Here is a 22,261-nt window from a genome sequence, read left to right on the forward strand (position 1 = left end):
TCGTCCAACCCCTAATTGTATAGAGCTTTCTTAGATTCAATCCGTTTCTTCATGCGGATCCGTGTGCCTGAGCCGAGCTCACTAATCACTTCGAATTCATCCATGAAATTCTCCATTATGGTGAACCCCATCCCTGACCGTTCAAGCTCAGGCTTCGAGGTATAGAGCGGCTGCTTCGCAAGCTCCAAATCCTCAATGCCATGGCCGTTATCTTCAATCGTAATCGAAATCGTCTCCTCTATGATTTGCGCGGAGATCTTCACGATCCCGTTCGGATCATTGTCATAACCATGAATGATACAGTTGGTTACGGCTTCTGAGACGACCGTCTTCAAATCCGTCAGCTCGTCCATGGTTGGATCAAGCTGCGTAACAAAGGCTGCTACAGCCACCCTCGCAAATGCTTCGTTCTCCGAACGGCTGGCAAATTGCAGTGTCATGAAGTTTTCGCCGTTTTGTGTTACATCCTCTAGCTTTTCGCTCATGATACGACCTCCAATTCTGTGAGCGCCGAACGCTCGTTTTCGTAGATGGCCAATATTTTGAAAAGCCCAGATAGTTCGAATAGACGGTGAACCGAAGGGTTCACATGACAGACCACCATTTTACCGCCTAAATTCTTAATTACTTTATATCGTCCAAGAATGACACCAAGACCGGAGCTATCCATAAAGGTCAAGTCTTCCAAGCTTAATACTAAATGCTCCACTTTACCCCTCTGTATCGCCTCATCCATACGTGTACGAACCGTCTCTGCGGTATGATGATCCAATTCCCCGCGAAGTCGCACGATGAGCACTTGGCGGCGCTGCTCAAGCTCCAATTGTAGATTCATGTAGCTCATTCTCCTCTCCGATTGCATGGTTGGTTACTCCGCTTACATTTCTACAACGGAAAAACCAATTCCTGCCTCCCGACAAAACTAGAAGAAACGCGCTATTAATCTACAAAAAACAACTTCTCACAGGTCCGCTTGAACAGTGTCCAGTAGCTGGCTTTACTTACTGCTGCAGGTGCTTCAAGAGAGAATTCCTTCACGACCTCATCCCCTTGATAGACGACGAGCTTTCCGATCGGATCTCCCGCTGCTATCGGTGCTTTGAGCTCGTTCGGAACAACCAGTTCATGCCGAATATTATCGGAAGACTGTTTTCCTTTGCGAAGTAGAATACTATATTGCTGCTTTGCAACGATCGAAAGGGACTCTACGTCGCCCTTCTCAATTTTCACAGAACCAATGGTATCCCCGACTTTGAAAATCGGATGATTCGTATATTGCGAGAACGCGTAATCGAACATTTGCGTCACTTCTTGATTCCGAGTCTTCGTGTTCGGTTCACCCATCACAACTGCGATTATTCGCAGTGAATCACGCTTCGCTGTGCCAGACAAGCAGTATTTCGCTTCCGATGTGAAGCCTGTCTTCAAGCCGTCAGCCCCTGAATAGAATCGTACGAGCTTGTTCGTGTTCACCAGCCAGAACGGCTTGGCTGAATCTTTGCGAAGATAATCCTGGTATACGCCGGTATACTTCGTAATCCCGTTATATTTCAAGAGCGCCTGAGACATTAGAGCGATATCATGAGCTGATGTATAATGATCCGCTACAGGCAATCCGTTGCAATTCTTAAACTGCGTATCCTTCATGCCGAGTTCTTTCCCTTTTGCATTCATCATTTGAACGAAGGCCTCTTCTGTTCCGGCTATTTTCTCTGCCACGGCCACCGATGCATCATTACCGGATGCCATGGCAATCCCTTTGAGCATCTCATCAACTGTCATTTCTTCACCTTGTTCGAGGAAAATCTGGGATCCTCCCATAGAAGCCGCATATTCACTAGTCTGTACGCGATCTGTCAGCTTTAGCTTCCCTTGATCAATGGCTTCCATCACCAATACCATGGTCATAATCTTTGTTATACTTGCTGGCGGCAAGCGATCGTGACTGTTCTTCTCGAAGATGACTGTACCCGTATCCGAATCCATGAGCACGGCAGATTTTGCGTTGGCTGCTAGCTCTGAAGAAGCAGCGGAAGGCTCTGCTGCAGGTTTCTTCGCAGGTTCTGCATAGACAGACCAAGGTACCGCAATCGAACTGATCATAAGGATACAGCTCCATATCATTAACCTTTTTCTCACAAGAATTCCCCTCCTAAAATAATATGGCCACCAAAAAATATAAGTGCAGTCTTAGACAGACTTGTATGGCCATTTTGCTGCTTCTCCTCAGTGTTGGCTATTTGATTGGAAAATATTCCATTGCAAATGTTCAATTTTTCTGGTATTCTATATAGATTCACCGCAATAAAATATTTATTTCCTCTAGAAGTTCCTCTGGAAAGTTAGATCACGATGTAACACAAACCCACTTCAGATTTTCGTATCATCTTTTCTCAAAATGAATTTCATGGTTGTATTCGTACTAATTCTCACTGGCGCGGTCTTCGGAGCCGCAAGGATGGAAGAGAGGTAGGGCTTTCATTGTTTTAGTTAGGCATGTATTTCAAACAAAGGAACAACAACATACGCAAATAAGAAGAAACGACTTCGTTGTCCTCCAATTGGACGTTAAGCGTATCTTCGAACAAAAAAAAGATCCGATACGCGCAAGGGACACTTGCAACGCTTCGGATCTTGTCTATTATATGCATCTTTTTTATGGAATAGGCTCCCATTGATACGGGTTCCCTCTGACACCGAGATGACCTCTCACAGCTTCTTCATACACCTCTCGAATCCAATTCAATTCGACCAAGCAATGCTCGTAGGAACTGCGATAGACATAAAGCTGCGACAATGGAGCGGTGGATAACGCATCGTTATACAACTGCTTCATCTCCTTCATCCGCTGCTCCGTCTGAATCAAGTGTGTCTTAAGCTTCTCTTGAAACTTATCGGAATCGGCATATTCTGAGAAGGTCAGTACGCCACAGATCGGCTTCGAGATGGATATCGGCATCTCCATTTCTTTATGAATGGATTGCTTCAGCAATTCGATCCCGGAGGCTGTAATCCGATAGATCGTCTTGTCTGGTCGGTTACAGCCCTTCTGAACCTCACACACCTCGATATGCCCATCCTTACGCAATTGATCAATGGCATAGTATAGAGAACCTTCTTGGATTTTCATGTAATACGCCATGGAACGTTCTTTCATACGTTGTTTGAGCTCATAGGGGTGGCTATCTGACTCCATCAGCAGTCCGAGGATGGCCAGCTTGATCGACATGATTGTCACCTTCTTTGCCGTCCTTGGTCTTACCTGGTACTTCAAGCCTTGCATTCCCCATCAAGAAGATAAATACTGCCGCGAATGCTGCAATAACAATAGACCATTGGAATACATAAGCGATCGAATCCGCGAGTCCAGACAACAGCTGATGCAATGCATTCGCAGGAATCATCTCTCTAACTTCTGGTTGCAACAACCCACGGCCATCACCCAATTTCGCAGCAAAAGCGGGATCAATCTTCGATTGAATCGCATCTTGCAGATGACGGGATTGGAGCGTTCCGTAGATCGTAACACCAATCGCTGAACCAATTGTCCGGAAGAACGTATTCAAGGAATTCACCGTACCGCGTTGATGGAACGGAATATTCGTTAAGGCTGCAATCGGAATGGTTGAGAACGACGCTCCGATGCCAAGACCCATAATGACCATATACAGCGTAATCATCGTCTTGCTCGTGTCAATCGTAATCGTACTCAGTAAGATCACGGATAGAAGCACAAGTGCGACGGATACACTCAAGATGGCACGATATGAATACTTGTTAATCAATCGGCCGCCTACTATACTACTGATGACATTAGAGAACATCAGCGGCATGAGCACCAACCCGGCACTCGTCGCTGAGCCTTCGAATACTCCTTGAATGAACAACGGAATATACGTTGCACCCGCAATCATCAATGCACCGTAGAAGAAACCGACAGCCATACAAGATCTGAACAATTTGTTCTTGAATAACCCCAGTGGGATAATCGGTTCCTTCGCAACCGTCTGCTGCCAGAGGAAGAGTGCTAATAACACGACAAATCCAACAAACAAACCGATGATCGGCCATGAATCCCAGCCATAACCATCCTTACCGCCAAGTTCAAGCGCGAACATTAAGCAGAGAATCGTCGCAATCATGAGAATCGTTCCGATCCAATTGATCTGCTGCTTCTTATTGTCCTTCGATTCATGATACGCAGACAAGATAATAAAGAATGAAATGACACCGAGCGGCAAGTTAATATAGAAGATCCACGTCCAATCTACATAATCCGTAAAGAATGAGCCCGCCAGAGGACCCACTACCCCGGAAATACCAAATACGGCACCAAATAACCCTTGCATCTTCCCACGTTTCTCTGGTGGAAAAATATCAAATATAATCGTAAAAATAATCGGCATCAATGCGCCGCCGCCGATCCCTTGAATCGCACGGTAAATGATAAGCTGGTTCATGTCCTGTGCCATACCGCATAATGCGGAGCCTGCCATGAAAACAATCAACCCGAACATGAAAAACCGCTTCCGCCCGAACATATCAGACAGCTTACCAAAAATCGGCATCCCTGCCACACTCGCGATCATATAGGCTGAGAACACCCATACGAATTTATCCAAACCGCCGAGTTCCTTCACGATCGTCGGCATCGCAGTGGATACAATCGTCTGGTCCAGCGCTGCAAGAAGCAGTGCCAGCATCAAGCCAGTTACGATCAGCGTCTGATTCCCCTTTTTAACTTCTGTAGACATCCTTCATTCCTCACTTTTTCTCACAAAATCAACCACTTTATTAGTATACTCAAATTTGAGTAACTTACAAGCAGTTTTTCATGTGATTAGAAGCGTTGAACGCCATCTTTCGTGACTATAGCGTATACTAGCGGCTTCATTTCTCCGCGCTCATCTGCGATCTGATAAGCTTCACGCACACGTGCGATGGCCGTCTCGCGCTGTGCCGCATCCTTTCCATTCACATGCAGCGTAGCAAGCGTCTCACCGACCTTCACGGCATCCCCAATCTTCTTGCGAAGTACGATACCTACAGCGAGGTCAATCTGAGAATCCTTCGTCTCACGCCCCGCACCTAACGTCATCGCCGCAAGACCAATTTCCTCTGCCTGAATGGCTGTTACATACCCATCAGCTGTAGCCGTCACATCTATAAGTTCTGCAGCCGTAGGAAGTTTCGATGTATCTTCAATTTGTGAACTGTCACCTTGCTGCGCTTCGACCATTTCTTTCAATTTCGACAATGCTGTACCGTCTTGAATCAGCCCTTCGAGCTTCGCTCTTGCTTCCTCAACCGTTGCAGCTTGTCCGCCGAGCATCACCATATACGCTCCTAAGATCAACGTCAGCTCCTCTAGATCTTTTGGTCCTTCGCCACGAAGCGTCTCTACCGCTTCCTTCACTTCAAGCGCATTCCCAATTCCGAAGCCAAGCGGCTGATCCATATCACTAATCAACGCAATCGTGTTCCGTCCAACTTCCGTACCGATATCAACCATCGCCTGCGCGAGCGCAATCGAATCATCCAGAGACTTCATGAATGCCCCGCTCCCTGTCTTCACATCGAGGACAATCGCATCCGCGCCTGCAGCGATCTTCTTGCTCATGACGGAGCTTGCAATGAGAGGAATACTTTCTACTGTCGCTGTCACGTCACGCAGACCGTAGAGCTTCTTATCCGCTGGCGTAATATTGCCGCTCTGACTGATCACGGCTGCACCAATTCGGTTCACTTGGGCAAAGAACTGTTCACGCGTTAATTCAACGGAGAATCCCGAGATGGATTCGAGCTTATCAATCGTGCCACCCGTATGCCCTAGGCCACGACCTGACATTTTCGCAACAGGAACACCTGCAGCCGCAACGAGCGGTGCGAGTGCGATGGTCGTCTTATCTCCAACACCGCCTGTGGAGTGCTTGTCTACTTTCACCCCGTGCACTGGGCTTAAGTCAATCACATCTCCTGAATGTGCCATCTCCAGTGTCAAATCTGCTGTCTCACGAGCCGTCATGCCTTTATAAAAGACAGCCATGGCCCACGCAGACATCTGATAATCCGGGACGCTCCCATCGCTATATCCTTGGATCAGAAATGAAATTTCTTCCCGTGTTAACTCTTCGCCGTCTCTTTTCTTCTGAATGATGTCTACTGCTCGCATTGTTTCAGCCTCCTGAAATGTTATAATGTGACAAAATTGTGAACGATTAAATAAAGGATTATAGCTGCTGGAATCTGGATAAAATGATAAATATCAAATATCTAGGAGTGATACCGATCGAAGCTCATATGAACGCTGATGATGTCATTGACCAGATTCGAAGATTACACCAAAATGGAGAATCTTTGAATAAGAAAAGTATCAAAAAGTCTCATCCCGAGCTGATGCAAAATGCACTCTACTACTACCCCAGTTGGGACCATGCCTTACAGAAAACAGGCATTCAGTAATTTCCAACAGCTATCTAACCCAGCCCAGACGCTTCACATAGGAAGTTGAAAGAACCGGCAGGTCCTGCTTCAAGCGGAACCTGTCGGTTCTTTGTTGTGACAGTTCTCGTACTAAATGCGTGGAATGAGGGCAACGACGAGCCGCAGGAATTTATCTTTCACGCGACGAGCGACGATCACTTCAGCTGTTGCAGGAAGCTCGTGCCATGGTATGGCGGGTTCACGTCGAAGTTCTCAGCGATCGTCGCGGCCAGATCAGCGTAGGTCGATCTTACACCAAGTGATTCTGGATGCTTAAGCGCTGGACTATAGACCAGAACCGGTACATATTCGCGCGTATGATCTGTTCCCGCATGAATCGGATCATTCCCATGGTCGGCTGTAAGGACGAGCATATCCTCCTCACCAATCCGCTGCATGATTTCAGGCAGCCGCAGATCGAAGGCCTCCAATGCGTGTCCATAACCCTCAGGATCCCTACGATGGCCGTATAACGAATCAAAGTCCACCAAATTGGTAAACAGCAGTCCTTGGAAAGGTTGATCCAGCGCATCAATCGTCTTCTGAATACCGTCATCATTGCTCTTCGTTGGATGCGTTGCGGTAACCCCTTCTCCCGTAAAAATATCATTGATCTTGCCAACCGCAATAACATCACGGCCGGATGCTTGAATCGCATTCATGACTGTCGGCTCCGGCGGCTTCACGGCATAATCATGACGGTTCGGCGTCCGCTTGAAGGATCCAGGCTGCCCTACATAAGGACGTGCGATGACGCGACCTACAGAGAATTCAGGCGCCATCGTCAGACGGCGGGCAATTTCACAGGCACGATACAATTCATCGAGCGGAATAACATCTTCATGAGCAGCCAATTGGAATACACTATCAGCTGAGGTGTAGACAATCCATGCGCCTGTTCGCATCTGCTCCTCGCCAAATTCATCTAGAATCTCTGTACCTGAAGCCGGCTTATTTGCGAGTACTTTGCGCCCTGTCTCTTCCTCAAATTTCGCGATCAACTCGGGAGGGAACCCATTCGGATATGTATTGAATGGCTTATTGATCTTCAGCCCCATGAGCTCCCAGTGTCCGGTCATCGTATCTTTGCCGACAGAGACCTCAGCCATTTTCCCATAATATCCTGTAGGACTGGCTGCAGGTTTGACTGATCCCAGCGGAGCAATGTTCCCTAATCCTAATACAGCCATGTGCGGCAGCTTAATATTCGGCATCCGCTCAAGAATATGCCCTAAGGTATGGGAACCTCGATCCCCGAATTTATCGGCATCAGGCAGTTCTCCAATCCCGACACTATCGAGCACAATGACACATATTCGCTTGAATGATTTCTTCTGACTCATCGCTGTCCAACTTCCTTTCAGTCTTGTCATCAAGTCAATCGCGCTCTTGGATGCGCATGTTCGTATACATCCTTCATGCTTCGCTTGGACGGCAGCATATACATTTGGGTTGTGGAAATATCTGCGTGCCCGAGCATCTCCTGCACCGAACGCAAATCTGCACCATTCTCAATCAAATGTGCAGCAAAAGAATGCCTCAGTGTATGCGGCGTTATTTCATGTTCAATCTCCGCTTCCTTCGCATACTTCTTAATAATTTTCCAGAACCCTTGCCGTGTGAGCCTTGTCGAGAGCTGATTGACGAACAATGCTTGCTCCTCCCCATTTCCCTTCAACAACTTCTCACGCGCTTCACGAATATATTCTGCTAATTGCACTGCTGCAATTCGTCCGAGTGGAATAATCCGTTCTCGACCATTTCCTGCGGTACACCGAATAAAGCCGAGATCCAAATGTACATGATCTAAATCCAGCGAGATCAGCTCAGAGACCCGGATTCCCGTCGCATAGAGAACTTCTAGCATCGCCTTGTCTCGGATGCCTTGCAGTGTCCCGCTTGGAGGCGCATTTAACAGTCTCTCAATTTCCTCAATTGTTAATACGTTAGGCGCCTTCTTCTCCAATCGGGGCGCTTCCATCTCAATCGAAGGATCCATCACAATTCGCTGATTACTTAACAAGTAATGAAAAAAAGACCGTATCGATACAATACTGCGCGACAAAGTCGACGGCGCGCGTCCCAGATGCTTAAGGTGCATGATGTACTGTGCAACATCCGTCTTCTTAATCGCCCCAATATCGTCAATATGCGGCTTCTGATTCATATAGGAAATAAACTGTGTGAGGTCGCGTTCATAAGATTCAAGCGTATTCCGAGATAATCTTTTCTCCTCCGAGAGAAAATGTATAAAGGCTCGCAGATGTTTGTCCATTCAATCAAGCTCCCTTATCATTATCATCTCTAATTCATTTCAACATCGAGCCTTTAATCTCCTGCACCGGAAGGGGATTCACTCGCCATACCAATAAAAAAGTTTCAATCTTTCCTTCATCGATTCATGTGGGGCTTCAGACATATCTTGATGAAATACCTTCATCGCTTTACCTTGCGGCTCACGATAACGATCGACTGGCGTAATCCATCCGGACACAATACTCAGAACTTGGACCATGAAATAAGTGAACGCGAGGAATAGAATTAAAAACCGGAGCCGCTCCAGCCATTTGCGTACGGAGAAGATCATTTCAATCCACCTGCTTTACGACAGAGTTATTTACCACATCGTATGACAAGTCCTACGGATTTATGATTTTACTCAGACGCTTAGACGAAGATGAAGCAGCTCCCACATCTTAAATATTCAGCGGTGCATATGGTTTGCCTACCGCCTCGGCAACGGCACGGTACGTCACTTGACCCTTATATGTGTTCACGCCAAGAGATAATGCAGGATTTCCTTGCAAGGCAGCTACAATCCCTTTGTTCGCGATTTCTAGGGCATAGGGAAACGTCACATTCGTGAGTGCAAAAGTTGATGTGCGAGGCACAGCGCCAGGCATGTTCGCAACAGCGTAGTGAATAATGCCGTGTTTCTCATATACAGGATTATCATGGGTCGTAACGCGATCAATGGTCTCAATCGAACCGCCTTGATCCACAGCTACATCCACTATGACAGCGCCTTTCTTCATCGTACGAACCATCGCATCCGTCACAAGCCGAGGGGCACGTGCACCTGGAATCAGGACCGAACCAATTAATAAGTCGGCTATTTTCACAGCTTCGCTAATATTATGCTGATTCGACATTAACGTTCGTAATCGACCACCAAACAAATCATCCAAATAACGCATTCGATCGGCGTTTCGCTCAATGATCGTTACACTCGCCCCAAGCCCGATCGCCATCTTCGCCGCATTCGTTCCGACGATCCCTCCACCTAGAATAACGACCTCACCCACAGGTACCCCTGGAACGCCACCAAGGAGAACACCACGTCCGCCAAAATATGCCTCTAGGAAGTGGGCGCCAACTTGTACGGACATTCGGCCTGCGACTTCACTCATCGGTGTTAGAAGCGGCAAGCTGCCATTAGGCAGCTGGATGGTCTCGTAAGCAATACCTGCAACGTTCTTCACGAGCAGTGCATCGGTTAACCCGCCTGCCGCCGCGAGATGCAAATAGGTGAACAGGATCTGATTTTCTTGAAATCGATCATACTCCTCTGGCAGAGGTTCCTTCACCTTCATGATCATCTCTGCTTGCTGCCATACTTGTTCGACAGAACATACTACGGCCCCCGCCGCTTCATATTCAGCATCCGTGAAGCCGCTCCCAACGCCGCAGCCCTGCTCTACGAGCACCTGATGACCGCTGCTGATCAATTGCGCTGCACCGCCCGGAATAAGCGCTACACGGTATTCATTGTTTTTGATTTCCTTCGGTACGCCAATAATCATTTGAACGCCTCCACTGTTATCATAATAATCAGGCTCTATCCTTGTAGCACCCCATGGCTTTCGTCCACATACGCTGGTGGTAATTCATTCGTTGAAAAGGTGGGATTTAAGCCACATGGGGAAACTGCACTCAATGCTTGCTGCTGCGATTGAATCAAAGGCTACAAAGCACAGTCAGCGGAAAATCATTATTTTCAAAGACAACAAAAGCTATCATCAGTGTGTGCGTTTTTTGAAAAACAATAACATCAATCTGCTCAAACAAGTAAAGACAGCACGTATGGTCTGCTGTCATGTTCGAAATCCGAAACAATTGCATGATCTTTCTAAGCATCCCAAAATTCACAGTATCGAGACCGATATTCCCGTCAAAGCACACGGCAGCGTCAAAGCTGGAAAACGGTTATTAGCTCGTTCCTTCAAAATTCCTTGGGGAATACGGCGTATAAAGGCACCACAAGTATGGCCCCTTTCAATAGGTCAAGGCATCCGGGTCGGCATCATCGATACAGGCATCGGACCGAGTACAGATCTGAACGTCTTCGGTGGCATAAACACGATCAATCCGAAACTATCCTTTCGTGACAATAACGGCCATGGAACTTTCGTCGCTGGGGTCACAGCTGCCCGAGGGAATCGAAATATGATTACAGGCGCTGCACCTTTTGCTAAATTATATTCGGTGAAGGCGCTGGATGCTTCTGGCAATGGGTTCGTCTCCGATATTATTGAAGGGATCGAATGGTGCATCCAGCATCGTATCCAAATCATTAATATGAGTCTCGGACTCAACCAACATAGCGCGTCGCTTCGTCGCGTTGTTCGCAAAGCCCATCGAAAGGGAATTGTTATCGTCGCTTCCGCAGGGAACAGCGGTAAAAATTCAGGAGGAATCGATGAGCCAGCGAAATATCCCGAGGTCATCGCCGTCGCTGCATCCAATAAACGCAATCAAATTGCAGATTTCAGCAGTCGAGGCAAAGGGATCGACTTAACCGCACCAGGCGCAGATATCGTATCACTGCGGATCGGCAAGGGAACGACCACTGGCTCAGGCACTTCATTCTCTGCTCCGCATGTCACGGGCAGCTCAGCCCTTCTCCTGCGTCTTAATCGACGATTATCCACGAATCAAATCAACAAATTGATGACATCGACTGCCGTTAAGTTGAAAGGCTATTCCAGACTTGCTCAAGGCGCCGGCCTGTTACAAGTGAATCGCGCAGCACTGAAGCTCATTAGCGCCAGCAAGAAGCGCAAGCGTTAGTTGGCATATTCTCTATTGCCAAAGGGATGAGAAAAACTCTATCGAGGTCCTTTCAAAGATGAGCGAACGCGTCTAAAGGTAGTTTTTATCGCCAATAGGAAATTTTTTTAACACGCTTTATCGCTTTAATAGTGTTAACTTTCCTATGTGGTAACAAAAAAAGCTCTTCGGGTCTCATGACGAGACTGAAGAGCTTTCGTGTTAGGAATCCATCCCTTTATTCTTTTCCTTGTCCTTGCATCTGCTGCATATGCCTTGAAAGTCAAGCCGATGGTCAAGCACTGTAAAGTTGAACTCGGCCTCGAGACGTTCTTCAAGCGGTCCAAGCCAGTCTTCACGAATCTCATCCATAGCTCCACATTGTACGCAAATTAAATGATGATGGTGGTGTTTGTTACTATCCGTACGAAGGTCGTAACGGGCAACTCCATCGCCGAAATTTAATTTCTCAACAACATGCAGTTCACTGAGCAGCTCAAGGGTTCGGTATACAGTAGCCAATCCGATTTCAGGCGCTTTGTCTTTGACGAGCATAAAGACATCTTCCGCACTGAGGTGATCGTCTTCATTTTCGAGCAATACCCGGACTGTTGCTTCACGCTGCGGGGTTAGCTTATAACCTTGCGATTGAAGCTGCTGTTTAATTTTATCGATCCGCTCTTCCATCATGACCCCCCTTTACACCTTTCCGCATGCCTTTTCATTGTTTTCATTATAGGGTGTTAGGGCGAATAAAGTCAATTCATTTACTAGATTCGACCCCTTAGGCGGCCTCTAATAACATTGGAGCAACCCACTGCATCAAGGTCGGAGAGACCCAAGTCTCGAATGCCGAAATACCGAGCAATGTGACAGCCATTGTCGCTGTTAAGGTCACGTACGTAAGAAATGGTTGTTTAATCATGAAATTCCGACGCATCATCACACGACTCCGGATCATATACAGGGAGAAAGAAATCGCGGCTACACTGACAATGAAGAGCACTGGGATCGCAATCATATTCTGCGGTGCAATGGAGACGAGTGCGAATAGGACCCCTTTCCAAGCAAATTGTCCTGCGAGCAGCCCTACCGAAAATCCGATTAAGACCCCTTTCACGAAGTCCAGTACAAGAATAAAAGGCAAACCGACCACAGACAAGCCTAGAACCCAGATCAGCAGTACCCATTTCATATTATCAAATGCGCTCGTCCAGAACGTCTGCGAGGCATACTGCGTATTCTTCCCATCCATCGTATGAATGAAATTACCGACATATCCGCTAAGTTCCTGCTGCTGCTCAAGCGAGAGCGCATTGACCATCAGCGCCCCGAATACGACCCCTACAATAAATAAAACGGCCACAAAAACATATAAACTCATCTGATCGCGAAATGTCTGGCGAATTAACTGAACCATCGTTGTTCCCTCCCTTGTACATCTATTACTAGATTATGAGAGGGAAAGATAGAGTATGATTAAAGTTATCTGAACCTTTTCATATTTTCGTAATTTTGCCGTAGGTTCCCCCACCGCCGGCTACAATGCCTAGTTTTCCTGTTCTAGCTTGAATAATATCATCTGCGAGCACTTCTCCCACAACCTCAGCCAACTCCTGTGCAGTTGCTCGATGCAGAATATGCATCTCCGTACCGAAGCGCGCAAGGAGTGCCTCCCGTTTCTTCGGACCAAATCCAGGTAAAAATTCGAGAGGTACCTGATAGTGATAAGGAGGGCGGTAAGCAGGAAGGATAGGCTCCTCACGATCTGCAATATCGCAAATGCGATCCATTACGCCACGAACGAACTTCGCTGCGCCGCAATAAGGACATCTAGCCGCTGTCGACGTGCCTTCATCAATAATGGATTCGCATTGCTTACAGTAAGTCCGATGATATTTGCCAAGCCGCGGGTTTAGCCCGTAATTCGCCGCCACATGCCGATCCGCTTCTCGGTTCAATACCCGAGCAAACTCCTCAAAGTTCGGCGCTGCCATCTGCAGCACATTGTATTCTCTTCCGATCTTCGCCAGGGAATGCGCATCGGAATTCGTCAAGAAAGAATATCGGTCTAGTTCAGAGATGAGTCCAGCCATCTCCGAGTCCGCGCTTAACCCCAATTCAACCCCATGAATTTGATCCAGATCCAGCAAGTCCGCCATCCGCGCAGAACAGCTTCCGTAGACACTCTTATGCGGCGTAAAAATATGAGCAGGCACAAACAATCCGCCCCGACTTACGACCTCAGATTGCAGTTCTCGTGCTGTTACATAAATACGCTGCGAGCTGAGCTCTACATTCTTCATATGACGTGACATCCAGGAGGTGAACTCCTGCATGTGGGTCAATGTGGGCAAGTAAATAAGCAAATGCGCTGCACCCATGCCAGGATCACGAACCTCAATCTCACTGCCGAGCAAGATCGTCGTATCCTTATAGCGAATCCCTCCGCCGTCTACTTCTTCCATCTCTCCACGATCCAGACAACGCATGATATCCGTCTGAACGGATGGCGCATGGCTATCGATAATACCAATCAATTCAATGCCTTTCCGATTGGCCGCTTCATGCGCAATATTGGCAAACGTCAAATCCCGACTCCCACTGATCTTCACCGCGTTCCCCTGCTCGGTTCGGCCAATATGAATGTGCAGGTCAGCAAAGTAATGTCGAAGTGCCGTTGGCTCCTTACTGCGCTGCATCATCCGATTTGCCCTGTTAATGTGTAGAGCTTCCACGCGTATACTGCCATCATGGTCTTCGCATCCCGAATACGTCCATCAGCGATATATTGTTCGGCTTGAGCCAATGTGATTATCTTCGCGTCCACGAATTCATCTTCATCGAGATTGCGCTCACCTTGCCCCAGTTCCTCAGCAATATAGAGGTGGATCATCTCATCAGCAAACCCTGGTGAAGTATAGAATGAGCTATGATGCCGAATTTGACCGCAGCGATACCCTGTCTCTTCTTCTAACTCTCTTCGAGCTGCATCCATCGGATCTTCGCCTGCATCCAGCTTCCCAGCAGGAATCTCAACCAGTGAGCGGCCTAAAGGCTTACGGTATTGCTCGACGACCAGCATCCCTTCCGGAAGCAATGCAAGTACGCCGACAGCGCCAGGATGCTTCACGATTTCTCTCTTAGCCGTGTTCCCATCGGGAAGTCGCACGGTATCCACTTGTAATGAAATGACTCTCCCTTGAAAAATAGGCTCCGTGCTAAGTGTAATCTCTTCGAACTTCTCCTTCTGATCGGTCATGGTCATTCAACTCTCCTTATTTTTCTCTGATTTTTGGATTGGGCTGCATAACTTGTCCCATATGTTCATATGACTGAATTATATCAAATTGTAAGCCCAAGACCTAAACCTTAGGAGGACGATCGGATGAAAATTTATATCGCTCAGGAACAATTGCAAATGGTCGGTAAAGCATGGGAAATTCGCCATCATCTACGCCAGCTGGGAAAGGGGCACTCCGATCAGACATCGTTACATGCCGTTCTTCAATCCCGTACCTCATTGCCTAAAAATCCAAAAACTCCTTAACGATGAGCATCATCGCTAAGGAGTTTACAAAATTTATTTTATTAATCGACGAGTTTGACGATTTCGATGACTAACTGCGTCAAGCTAACCATATCTTCCACCTTGATTCGTTCCTTGGTTGTGTGAATATCTTCATAACCAACGGACAAGTTCACGGTCGGAATGCCGAAGCCATTAAAGATATTCGCATCGCTGCCACCGCCAGTATGGAATGTTCGAGGCGTCTTGCCAATATTCCGAATCGCCTTCATCGCAAGCTGTACAACCTCGTCTTGCTCCGTGTATTTGTACGCCGGGTATAGAATGACATGCTCAAATTCCGCGCGTGCTCCCATATCTGCCGCAGCCGACTCCAGGGCCTCTTTCATCGAAGCAACTTGAGCCTCCACTTTGTCTTGGACAATACTGCGCGCTTCTGCGTCAATCTGCACGAAGTCACACACGACATTCGTTGCGCCGCCGCCTTCGAACTTTCCAATATTCGCTGTCGTCTCATGATCAATTCGGCCTAATTTCATACGTGAAATTGCCTTGCTTGCCACTTGGATTGCACTTACGCCATCCTCTGGGTTCACACCCGCATGTGCAGACTTGCCGTAAATTTTCATGAAAATCTTTGCTTGCGTCGGTGCAGCAACTGCAATACCGCCGATTTCACCGTTCGAATCGAGTGCATAGCCGTATTGCGCTACCATATGCTTCGCATCCATCGAACGAGCCCCGAATAAACCGGACTCCTCACCGACTGTAATCACGAATTGGATCGGTCCATGTGAAATGTTGTTCTCCTGCATCACTTGAATCGCTTCGAACATCGCAGCAAGACCTGCTTTGTCATCTGCACCAAGAATAGTTGTGCCATCACTGCGTATGTAGCCGTCTTCTCCGATGCTTGGCTTAATCCCTTTGCCAGGTGTTACGGTATCCATGTGCGATGTGAAGAAAATCGTTGGGAGATGTTCTTGCCCTGCCGTAGCCGGAAGCATCACGAACAAATTGCCTGCGCCATGACCGGTTTTCTCAGCTGCATCATCTTCCGTCCACGATAATCCGAGATCCGTAAATTTCTGTTTTAACACCTTGGAGATTTCCTGCTCGTATTTCGTCTCGCTATCAACTTGAACCAAGCTAATAAATTGCTGTACTAATCGTTCTTGTTGTACCATCGGACTTCCCTCCCGCGTCATCATGCGTTAAAATAGAACTCAACCCCGAGAACTTACACATTCAATTCTAGTTAAAGGAGAATACATCCTAATGAATCAAAAAAAATGGTTTCGCGTTGTTGTTTATCTCATGCTGGCAGCCATGGTGGGATCAACCCTCTTCATGGTCATTGAGCCGTTCTTATACTCCTAATTATTGCTGGACAAGCTCAAATCCGAACTCTTCCAAGAAGTATGGAATGATCTCGGAAGCCACTTGCTCCACGGTAAAAGGCAAATTCGTGATATCTTCAAGCGAGGTCACGCCGAACTGCTGAATGCCGCAAGGAACGATTCCGGTGAATCCTTCATGCTGGATTCCCGATTTAATGTTAAATGCAAATCCATGGCTCGTCACGAAGCCGCGCCGGTGTCTACGTTTATTGAACTTGACTCCGATCGCGGCTATTTTCGTATCTCCAACCCACACGCCTGTATAATCAGGCTTACGACTGCCCTCAATATTATATTTCGCTAAATAATTAATAATGACTTGCTCCAGGTGTCTTAAATACCCGCGCAAATCTAGTTTTTCCCCATCCAGAATGACAAGTGGATATCCCACCAATTGACCCGGGCCATGGTACGTAATATCGCCACCGCGATCAATTTCGAATACCGAGATACCCTTCTCCTGCAATTCAGCCTCATTCAAGAGCAGATGTTCTGGATGTCGCTGTGAACCAATGGTATAGGTCGGTGGGTGCTCGAGCAGGATCAGAGAAGAGGAAGCCTCTTCTCGATCGATTTGCTTGACGAGTGATTTCTGCATATCCCAAGCCTGGCCATATTCCATCATCGGATAGTAATTGACTTGTAGTGTCTGACTCATGTTATTGTTTCACACGCTTTCCAAAGTACACTTAGTACAATTTAGTATCGAGATCATAACTTTCCATGTTCTCTTTGACGCGCTGTAAGAAGCGGCCGCAGATGACGCCGTCTAGAATCCGATGGTCTAGAGACAAGCAGAGGTTCGCCATCGAACGTATAGCAATCATGTCATTAATGACGACAGGACGTTTGACGATCGACTCGAACGTAAGAATCGCCGCTTGTGGATAGTTAATGATCGGATAAGAGAGAATCGAGCCAAAGGACCCGGTATTGTTAATGGTAAAGGTTCCGCCTTGCAAATCATCCAACTTCAAAGTACCTGCACGCGTTGCCTTCGCAAGGCGATCAGCTTCACGAGCAAGTCCGGCGATATTCAGCGTATCGGCTTTTTTAATTACCGGCGTAAGTACTGAATCTTCCGTTCCGACGGCAAGGGATAAGTTAATATCCTTCTTCACAATAATTTTGTCAACGGCCCAAACGGAGTTAATGATTGGATAGTCTTTGATCGCATTGACGACAGCTTTGAGCAAGAACGCGAGATACGTCAGGTTAATGCCTTCACGACGCATGAACTCATCTTTGTACTTGTTACGAAGTACCACAAGATTCGTCACATCGACCTCAATCGTCGTCCAAGCATGTGGGATCTCTGTTACGCTTTGGCGCATATTGCGCGCAATCGTATTACGAATCGGCGTAACATCAATGAAATATTCGTTGTTTCCGACCGTTTGTTGTTTCTCCACTTCAATCTTCGGAATACGCGGAGATTCAGACAAATGCAATCCGGAGTGACGGACCGGGTTGATTGATCCCCCTTGATTCGAAGGTGCGGCTTGCTCCGACGCTGGATTTTTGCCAGCCGATTGGCCTTGTTCCACGAACTGCAGTACATCTTTGCGTGTAATGCGCCCGCCTAAACCTGTGCCGATCACTTGATTCAGATCTACACCATGTTCTCCTGCAAGCTGTTGTACAGCTGGCGAGTAGCGGTGTCTCATGCTCTGATCGCCTTGTAATACAGGCTCCTCAATTGCCACCGTACTGCTAGAAGCTTCCGGTGCTGTATTAGCTCCTGTACCTGCAACTTCAACATATGCAATCACTGTGCCGACATCGACAGTCTCTCCAGCTTCCACGAGAATTTCACGCAGAACCCCTTCAACCGTCGATGGTAGTTCAGCGTTTACTTTATCGGTAATGACATCACAGAGGGGCTCATATTGCTCCACCGGATCTCCAGGCTGCTTCAACCACTTTCCAATCGTCGCTGATACGAGCGATTCAGCGAACTGCGGCATCGTGATCTCCACGAATGTAGTAGGTTTTGACATACTCTCATCTCCTGAACTTTTTCAATATACGTCACCCAGAGGCAACGATTGAACCATGAGAAAACCTCCAATTCGGGGCACTCCAAGGATGAGCGACCGCGTTTAGAGGTAGGTTTTATCGCCAAATAGAATTTGAATGTTCCGTTTGCTGCGAAACGAATCAATTTTATTTGTGGTTAGAATAATGCCAGCTTACGCATTGCCTCTTGAACTTTATCTTTATTGAGCATGAAGAACCGTTCCATTGGCGGACTAATTGGCATCGCAGGTACATCTGGCCCGCATAGGCGCATAATTGGCGCATCAAGCTCGAAGAGCATTTCCTCGGCAATAATCGCGGACACCTCGGCCCCGACTCCGCCTGTTTTGTTATCCTCGTGAATAATGAGCACTTTGCCCGTCTTCCTCGCGGCTTCTAGAATCGCTTCCTTATCCAGCGGTTGGATCGTACGCAGATCTAGAATATGAGAGCTAATGCCTTCCTTCGCAAGCTCTTCAGCAGCCTGCATGGCAAAATGAAGCGGAAGACTGTAGCTGATGACTGTAATGTCTGTTCCTTCACGAAGTACATTTGCTGTGCCAATTGGCACCACATAATCGTCCGCAGGAACATCGCCCGTAATCAGTTTATAACATTTCTTATTCTCGAAGAAAATAACTGGATCCGGGTCACGAACCGCTGCTTTGAGCAGACCTTTCGCATCATACGCGGAGTATGGCGCAACGATCTTCAGACCTGGGGTCCCTAAGAATACCGATTCAGGACACTGCGAATGGTATAGACCGCCAAAAATCCCCCCGCCAATTGGCGCACGAATCACGACAGGACATGTCCAATCGTTATTCGAACGGTAGCGTATTTTGGCTGCTTCACTAATAATCTGATTCGTTGCAGGGAACATGAAATCAGAGTATTGCATCTCAGCAATCGGCTTCATGCCGACCATCGCCGCTCCAATCGCAACACCCGCGATCGCAGATTCGGCTAGCGGTGTATCAAGTGCTCTAGCTTCCCCGAACTGTTCCATCAGACCTTTCGTCGTTGTGAACACGCCGCCTTTCGTACCAACGTCTTCCCCAAGAACGAACACATCTTCATCGCGCTCCATCTCTTCTCGCATCGCTAGACGAATCGCATCAATATATTCCATGACCGGCATTATGCATTCACCTCTCCATCTTCAGCATACACGTGAAGCAGCGTATCTTCCGGTTTCGGGAATGGTGCTTGATCGGCATATTCCGTTGCTTCTTTGATCTGCTTGGCAATCAACGCTGCCAGCTCTACTTCTTGCTCTTCAGACCAGATTCCGCATGCCATCAAATATTTTTGGAATTGGACGACACCGTCTTTTTTCCAGTTCTCATCGACTTCTTCTTTTGTACGATAAGCAAGATCATTGTCTGACGTAGAGTGCGGAGACAAACGATACATCATCGCTTCAATTAACGTTGGACCCTCACCGGCAATAGCACGTTCACGAGCTTCCTTCATGACACGATATACTTCAAGCACATCATTCCCGTCAACTTGAATACCTGGAAACCCATAACCAAGCGCACGGTCACTCACTTTGCCAGCCAACTGTTTATGTACCGGCACCGAAATGGCATATTGATTGTTCTCACACATAAAAATGACAGGTAATTTATGAACACCCGCGAAGTTACAACCTTCATGGAAATCCCCTTGGTTGCTGGATCCCTCACCGAATGTAACGAATGAGACATGATCTTTCTTCTTCATCTTCGCTGCGAGTGCAATACCTACCGCATGCGGCACTTGTGTTGTTACTGGACTTGAACCCGTAACAATCCGAAGACGTTTGCTTCCAAAATGGCCTGGCATTTGACGGCCGCCACTATTCGGATCTTCCGCTTTGGCGAAGAGCGAGAGCATTAATTCTCTCAAGGTCATGCCAACGGCGAGTACGAATCCATAATCCCGGTAGTATGGAAGGAAATAATCTTTCTCGCGATCCAAAGCGAAGGCTGCAGCCACTTGCGCTGCTTCTTGACCGATCCCTGACACGTGGAAATTAATTTTCCCCGCACGTTGCAGTACGAGACAGCGTTCATCGTACATTCTGGCCATACGCATATATTTGTACATGTCAATGACTTGTTGATGACTAAGTCCGAGCATTTCATGCTTCGATTGTTGTTGTACGGAAGTTTCTGAATTCACGTAAACACCATCCTTTTTCTTCCCGTTTGGTTTTATAACCTGGTACTAAGACTAGGAGATAAACATATTATAATCCCTTTTCAGAAAAAAAGAAAATGTTCTTTAATCCAGACATGCCTAGATCCCTGTCGCTTTTCCATCAATTGCAAGCATGGCTTCACCCATAATTTCTGATAAAGTCGGATGCGGATGGATGGATTGCCCCACTTCCCACGGCGTTGCATCGAGAATCTGCGCGAGTACAGCTTCCGAGATTTGATCGGTTACATGAGGACCAATCATATGGACACCCAGAATATCATTCGTTTCTTGATCCGCAATCACTTTCACGAATCCATTATTATCTCCATAGACAAGCGCCTTACCGATGGATTTATAGGAGACTTTCGCCACCTTCACTTGTCTTCCTTGCTCTGTCGCCTGCTTCTCCGTCCACCCTACACTCGCCACTTCAGGACGTGTATAGATACAACGCGGTACAAGATGCGGCTCTGCCATGTGCGGATGGAGACCTGCGATGCGTTCCGCTGCAACAATCCCTTCGTGCGCTGCGGCATGAGCGAGTTGAAGCCCGCCAATGACATCGCCAATGGCATAGATATGTGGTTCTGTCGTCTGCATATATTCGTTCACAACGATGACGCCGCGATCCACTTTAATGTCTGTATTTTCCAGACCGATTTGATGAATATTGGCTTGTCTGCCGACAGATAAGAGCAGCTTCTCAGCCTGGAGCGTCTCTTGCGATCCTTTTACTGTCACCTGAATATGGACGTGTCCATTCTCTGTGCTGTAGCTCTCTGGATGAAGCGTTGCTCCGGTAAGCACACGAACACCACGTTTTTTCAGTAACCGCTGCAATTCACTGCCTAACTCTTGATCTTCCGTCGGCAATAAATGGGCAGCCATTTCTACTACAGTCACCTCGACACCAAAATCGCTTAGAAGGGATGCCCATTCAGCCCCGATCACGCCGCCACCGACGATGATGATCGATTTAGGCAATTCCTTCATTTCTAGTGCTTCATCACTTGTCATTGCATACTGTCCATCAATCTCGATGCCGGGTAGTGTGCGCGGACGTGAACCCGTCGCAATAATCAGATTCGTGGAAACAATCGTCTCCATCTCCCCATCCTGCAATTCGACAGCGACTGCACCGCTCTTCGGTGAGAAGATCGAAGGTCCGATTACGCGCCCTTTTCCTTGGATAACATCGATCTTATTTTTTTGCATCAAGTAAATAACGCCGCGATGAAGTTGATTTATAATACCTGCTTTGCGCTGCTGTATTTTATCAAATTGTACGGAAATGTTGTCTGCAAAGATACCAAATTGCTCACGTTCCTGAAGTGTTGCATACACCTCTGCACTACGCAGGAAAGTCTTGCTCGGAATACAGCCTCGATGAAGGCAGGTGCCCCCAAGTGAATCTTGCTCAATAATCGCCACTTTCTTACCGAGTTGAGCTGCGCGTATCGCCGCCGTATAGCCGCCGATCCCGCCACCAAGTACTGCTACATCATAGTTCAATGCCATCGTTTCTCGAACCTCCCGATATGTACACATTCATTTCATCTTCGTTTTCCTGTGACTATTGTACCTTGTTTTG

At 47.4% G+C, this 22,261-nt stretch carries 23 protein-coding genes; 3 read left to right on the forward strand and 20 right to left on the reverse strand.

Features of this window, described 5'->3' with window-relative positions:
• Positions 1-11: 11 nt before the first annotated feature.
• The 10 genes from spoIIAB to ald form a co-directional block, all read right to left on the reverse strand.
• Positions 12-485, reverse strand: coding sequence for an anti-sigma F factor (spoIIAB, locus tag AC3WU2_RS11805; protein WP_492454285.1), 474 nt, complete (start codon positions 483-485; stop codon positions 12-14).
• A complete protein-coding gene (gene spoIIAA, locus AC3WU2_RS11810) occupies positions 482-835 on the reverse strand; it encodes an anti-sigma F factor antagonist (protein WP_492454287.1) in 354 nt (117 codons plus the stop codon). Before spoIIAA ends, spoIIAB begins: the two co-directional genes overlap by 4 nt.
• Positions 836-939: 104 nt before the next feature.
• Positions 940-2,139: a D-alanyl-D-alanine carboxypeptidase family protein gene (locus tag AC3WU2_RS11815; protein WP_492454289.1), complete on the reverse strand. Its 1,200-nt coding sequence runs from the start codon at positions 2,137-2,139 to the stop codon at positions 940-942.
• 517 nt (positions 2,140-2,656) lie between these two features.
• Entirely contained in the window at positions 2,657-3,229 is a 573-nt protein-coding gene (locus AC3WU2_RS11820; protein ID WP_492454291.1) for a PadR family transcriptional regulator, read from the reverse strand.
• Positions 3,183-4,754, reverse strand: coding sequence for an MDR family MFS transporter (locus tag AC3WU2_RS11825; RefSeq protein ID WP_492454293.1), 1,572 nt, complete (start codon positions 4,752-4,754; stop codon positions 3,183-3,185). Before AC3WU2_RS11825 ends, AC3WU2_RS11820 begins: the two co-directional genes overlap by 47 nt.
• An 86-nt stretch (positions 4,755-4,840) precedes the next feature.
• On the reverse strand, positions 4,841-6,172 hold the full coding sequence (locus tag AC3WU2_RS11830; RefSeq protein ID WP_492454295.1) for a pyrimidine-nucleoside phosphorylase: 1,332 nt from the start codon (positions 6,170-6,172) through the stop codon (positions 4,841-4,843).
• Positions 6,173-6,638: 466 nt separating this feature from the next.
• On the reverse strand, positions 6,639-7,856 hold the full coding sequence (gene deoB / locus AC3WU2_RS11835; protein ID WP_492454703.1) for a phosphopentomutase: 1,218 nt from the start codon (positions 7,854-7,856) through the stop codon (positions 6,639-6,641).
• Positions 7,856-8,758 (reverse strand): site-specific tyrosine recombinase XerD, encoded by a 903-nt coding sequence (gene xerD, locus AC3WU2_RS11840; protein ID WP_492454297.1) that lies wholly within the window; start codon positions 8,756-8,758, stop codon positions 7,856-7,858. The genes deoB and xerD overlap by 1 nt, the downstream gene beginning before the upstream one ends.
• A gap of 78 nt (positions 8,759-8,836) precedes the next feature.
• Entirely contained in the window at positions 8,837-9,070 is a 234-nt protein-coding gene (locus AC3WU2_RS11845; RefSeq protein ID WP_492454299.1) for a DUF4227 family protein, read from the reverse strand.
• A 109-nt stretch (positions 9,071-9,179) separates the two neighbouring features.
• Positions 9,180-10,286, reverse strand: a complete 1,107-nt coding sequence (ald, locus tag AC3WU2_RS11850) for an alanine dehydrogenase (protein ID WP_492454301.1) — start codon at positions 10,284-10,286, stop codon at positions 9,180-9,182.
• 115 nt (positions 10,287-10,401) lie between these two features.
• Here ald and AC3WU2_RS11855 point away from each other — a divergent pair, with 115 nt between their 5' ends.
• The gene (locus AC3WU2_RS11855; RefSeq protein WP_492454303.1) at positions 10,402-11,553 is read left to right on the forward strand and encodes a S8 family peptidase; all 1,152 of its coding nucleotides are present in this window, start codon (positions 10,402-10,404) and stop codon (positions 11,551-11,553) included.
• A 201-nt stretch (positions 11,554-11,754) separates the two neighbouring features.
• On the opposite strand, the gene fur is transcribed toward AC3WU2_RS11855, so the two are convergent.
• The 4 genes from fur to AC3WU2_RS11875 form a co-directional block, all read right to left on the reverse strand.
• Entirely contained in the window at positions 11,755-12,219 is a 465-nt protein-coding gene (fur, locus tag AC3WU2_RS11860) for a ferric iron uptake transcriptional regulator (RefSeq protein ID WP_492454706.1), read from the reverse strand.
• A 97-nt stretch (positions 12,220-12,316) separates the two neighbouring features.
• On the reverse strand, positions 12,317-12,952 hold the full coding sequence (spoIIM, locus tag AC3WU2_RS11865; RefSeq protein ID WP_018755236.1) for a stage II sporulation protein M: 636 nt from the start codon (positions 12,950-12,952) through the stop codon (positions 12,317-12,319).
• Between the two features lie 79 nt (positions 12,953-13,031).
• The gene (locus tag AC3WU2_RS11870; RefSeq protein ID WP_492454306.1) at positions 13,032-14,237 is read right to left on the reverse strand and encodes an endonuclease Q family protein; all 1,206 of its coding nucleotides are present in this window, start codon (positions 14,235-14,237) and stop codon (positions 13,032-13,034) included.
• Entirely contained in the window at positions 14,234-14,800 is a 567-nt protein-coding gene (locus tag AC3WU2_RS11875) for an NUDIX domain-containing protein (RefSeq protein ID WP_492454308.1), read from the reverse strand. Before AC3WU2_RS11875 ends, AC3WU2_RS11870 begins: the two co-directional genes overlap by 4 nt.
• Before the next feature lie 120 nt (positions 14,801-14,920).
• Between AC3WU2_RS11875 and mciZ the strand changes: the two genes are divergently transcribed.
• Positions 14,921-15,082, forward strand: a complete 162-nt coding sequence (gene mciZ / locus AC3WU2_RS11880) for a Z-ring formation inhibitor MciZ (protein WP_492454310.1) — start codon at positions 14,921-14,923, stop codon at positions 15,080-15,082.
• Between the two features lie 41 nt (positions 15,083-15,123).
• Here the strand turns inward: mciZ and AC3WU2_RS11885 are convergent, their stop codons facing one another.
• Entirely contained in the window at positions 15,124-16,248 is a 1,125-nt protein-coding gene (locus AC3WU2_RS11885) for a M20/M25/M40 family metallo-hydrolase (protein WP_492454312.1), read from the reverse strand.
• 91 nt (positions 16,249-16,339) lie between these two features.
• Here AC3WU2_RS11885 and prli42 point away from each other — a divergent pair, with 91 nt between their 5' ends.
• Positions 16,340-16,441: a stressosome-associated protein Prli42 gene (prli42, locus tag AC3WU2_RS11890; protein ID WP_018755231.1), complete on the forward strand. Its 102-nt coding sequence runs from the start codon at positions 16,340-16,342 to the stop codon at positions 16,439-16,441.
• Here the strand turns inward: prli42 and lipB are convergent, their stop codons facing one another.
• The 5 genes from lipB to lpdA form a co-directional block, all read right to left on the reverse strand.
• Positions 16,442-17,119, reverse strand: coding sequence for a lipoyl(octanoyl) transferase LipB (gene lipB / locus AC3WU2_RS11895; protein WP_492454314.1), 678 nt, complete (start codon positions 17,117-17,119; stop codon positions 16,442-16,444).
• Positions 17,120-17,150: 31 nt separating this feature from the next.
• Positions 17,151-18,461, reverse strand: coding sequence for a dihydrolipoamide acetyltransferase family protein (locus AC3WU2_RS11900; protein ID WP_492454316.1), 1,311 nt, complete (start codon positions 18,459-18,461; stop codon positions 17,151-17,153).
• A gap of 176 nt (positions 18,462-18,637) precedes the next feature.
• Positions 18,638-19,621, reverse strand: coding sequence for an alpha-ketoacid dehydrogenase subunit beta (locus tag AC3WU2_RS11905; protein WP_492454318.1), 984 nt, complete (start codon positions 19,619-19,621; stop codon positions 18,638-18,640).
• Entirely contained in the window at positions 19,621-20,607 is a 987-nt protein-coding gene (locus tag AC3WU2_RS11910; RefSeq protein ID WP_492454708.1) for a thiamine pyrophosphate-dependent dehydrogenase E1 component subunit alpha, read from the reverse strand. Before AC3WU2_RS11910 ends, AC3WU2_RS11905 begins: the two co-directional genes overlap by 1 nt.
• A gap of 159 nt (positions 20,608-20,766) precedes the next feature.
• Entirely contained in the window at positions 20,767-22,188 is a 1,422-nt protein-coding gene (lpdA, locus tag AC3WU2_RS11915) for a dihydrolipoyl dehydrogenase (protein ID WP_492454320.1), read from the reverse strand.
• Positions 22,189-22,261: the final 73 nt, after the last annotated feature.

This window comes from Paenibacillus sp. EB106-05-06-XG162, from assembly GCF_058791655.1.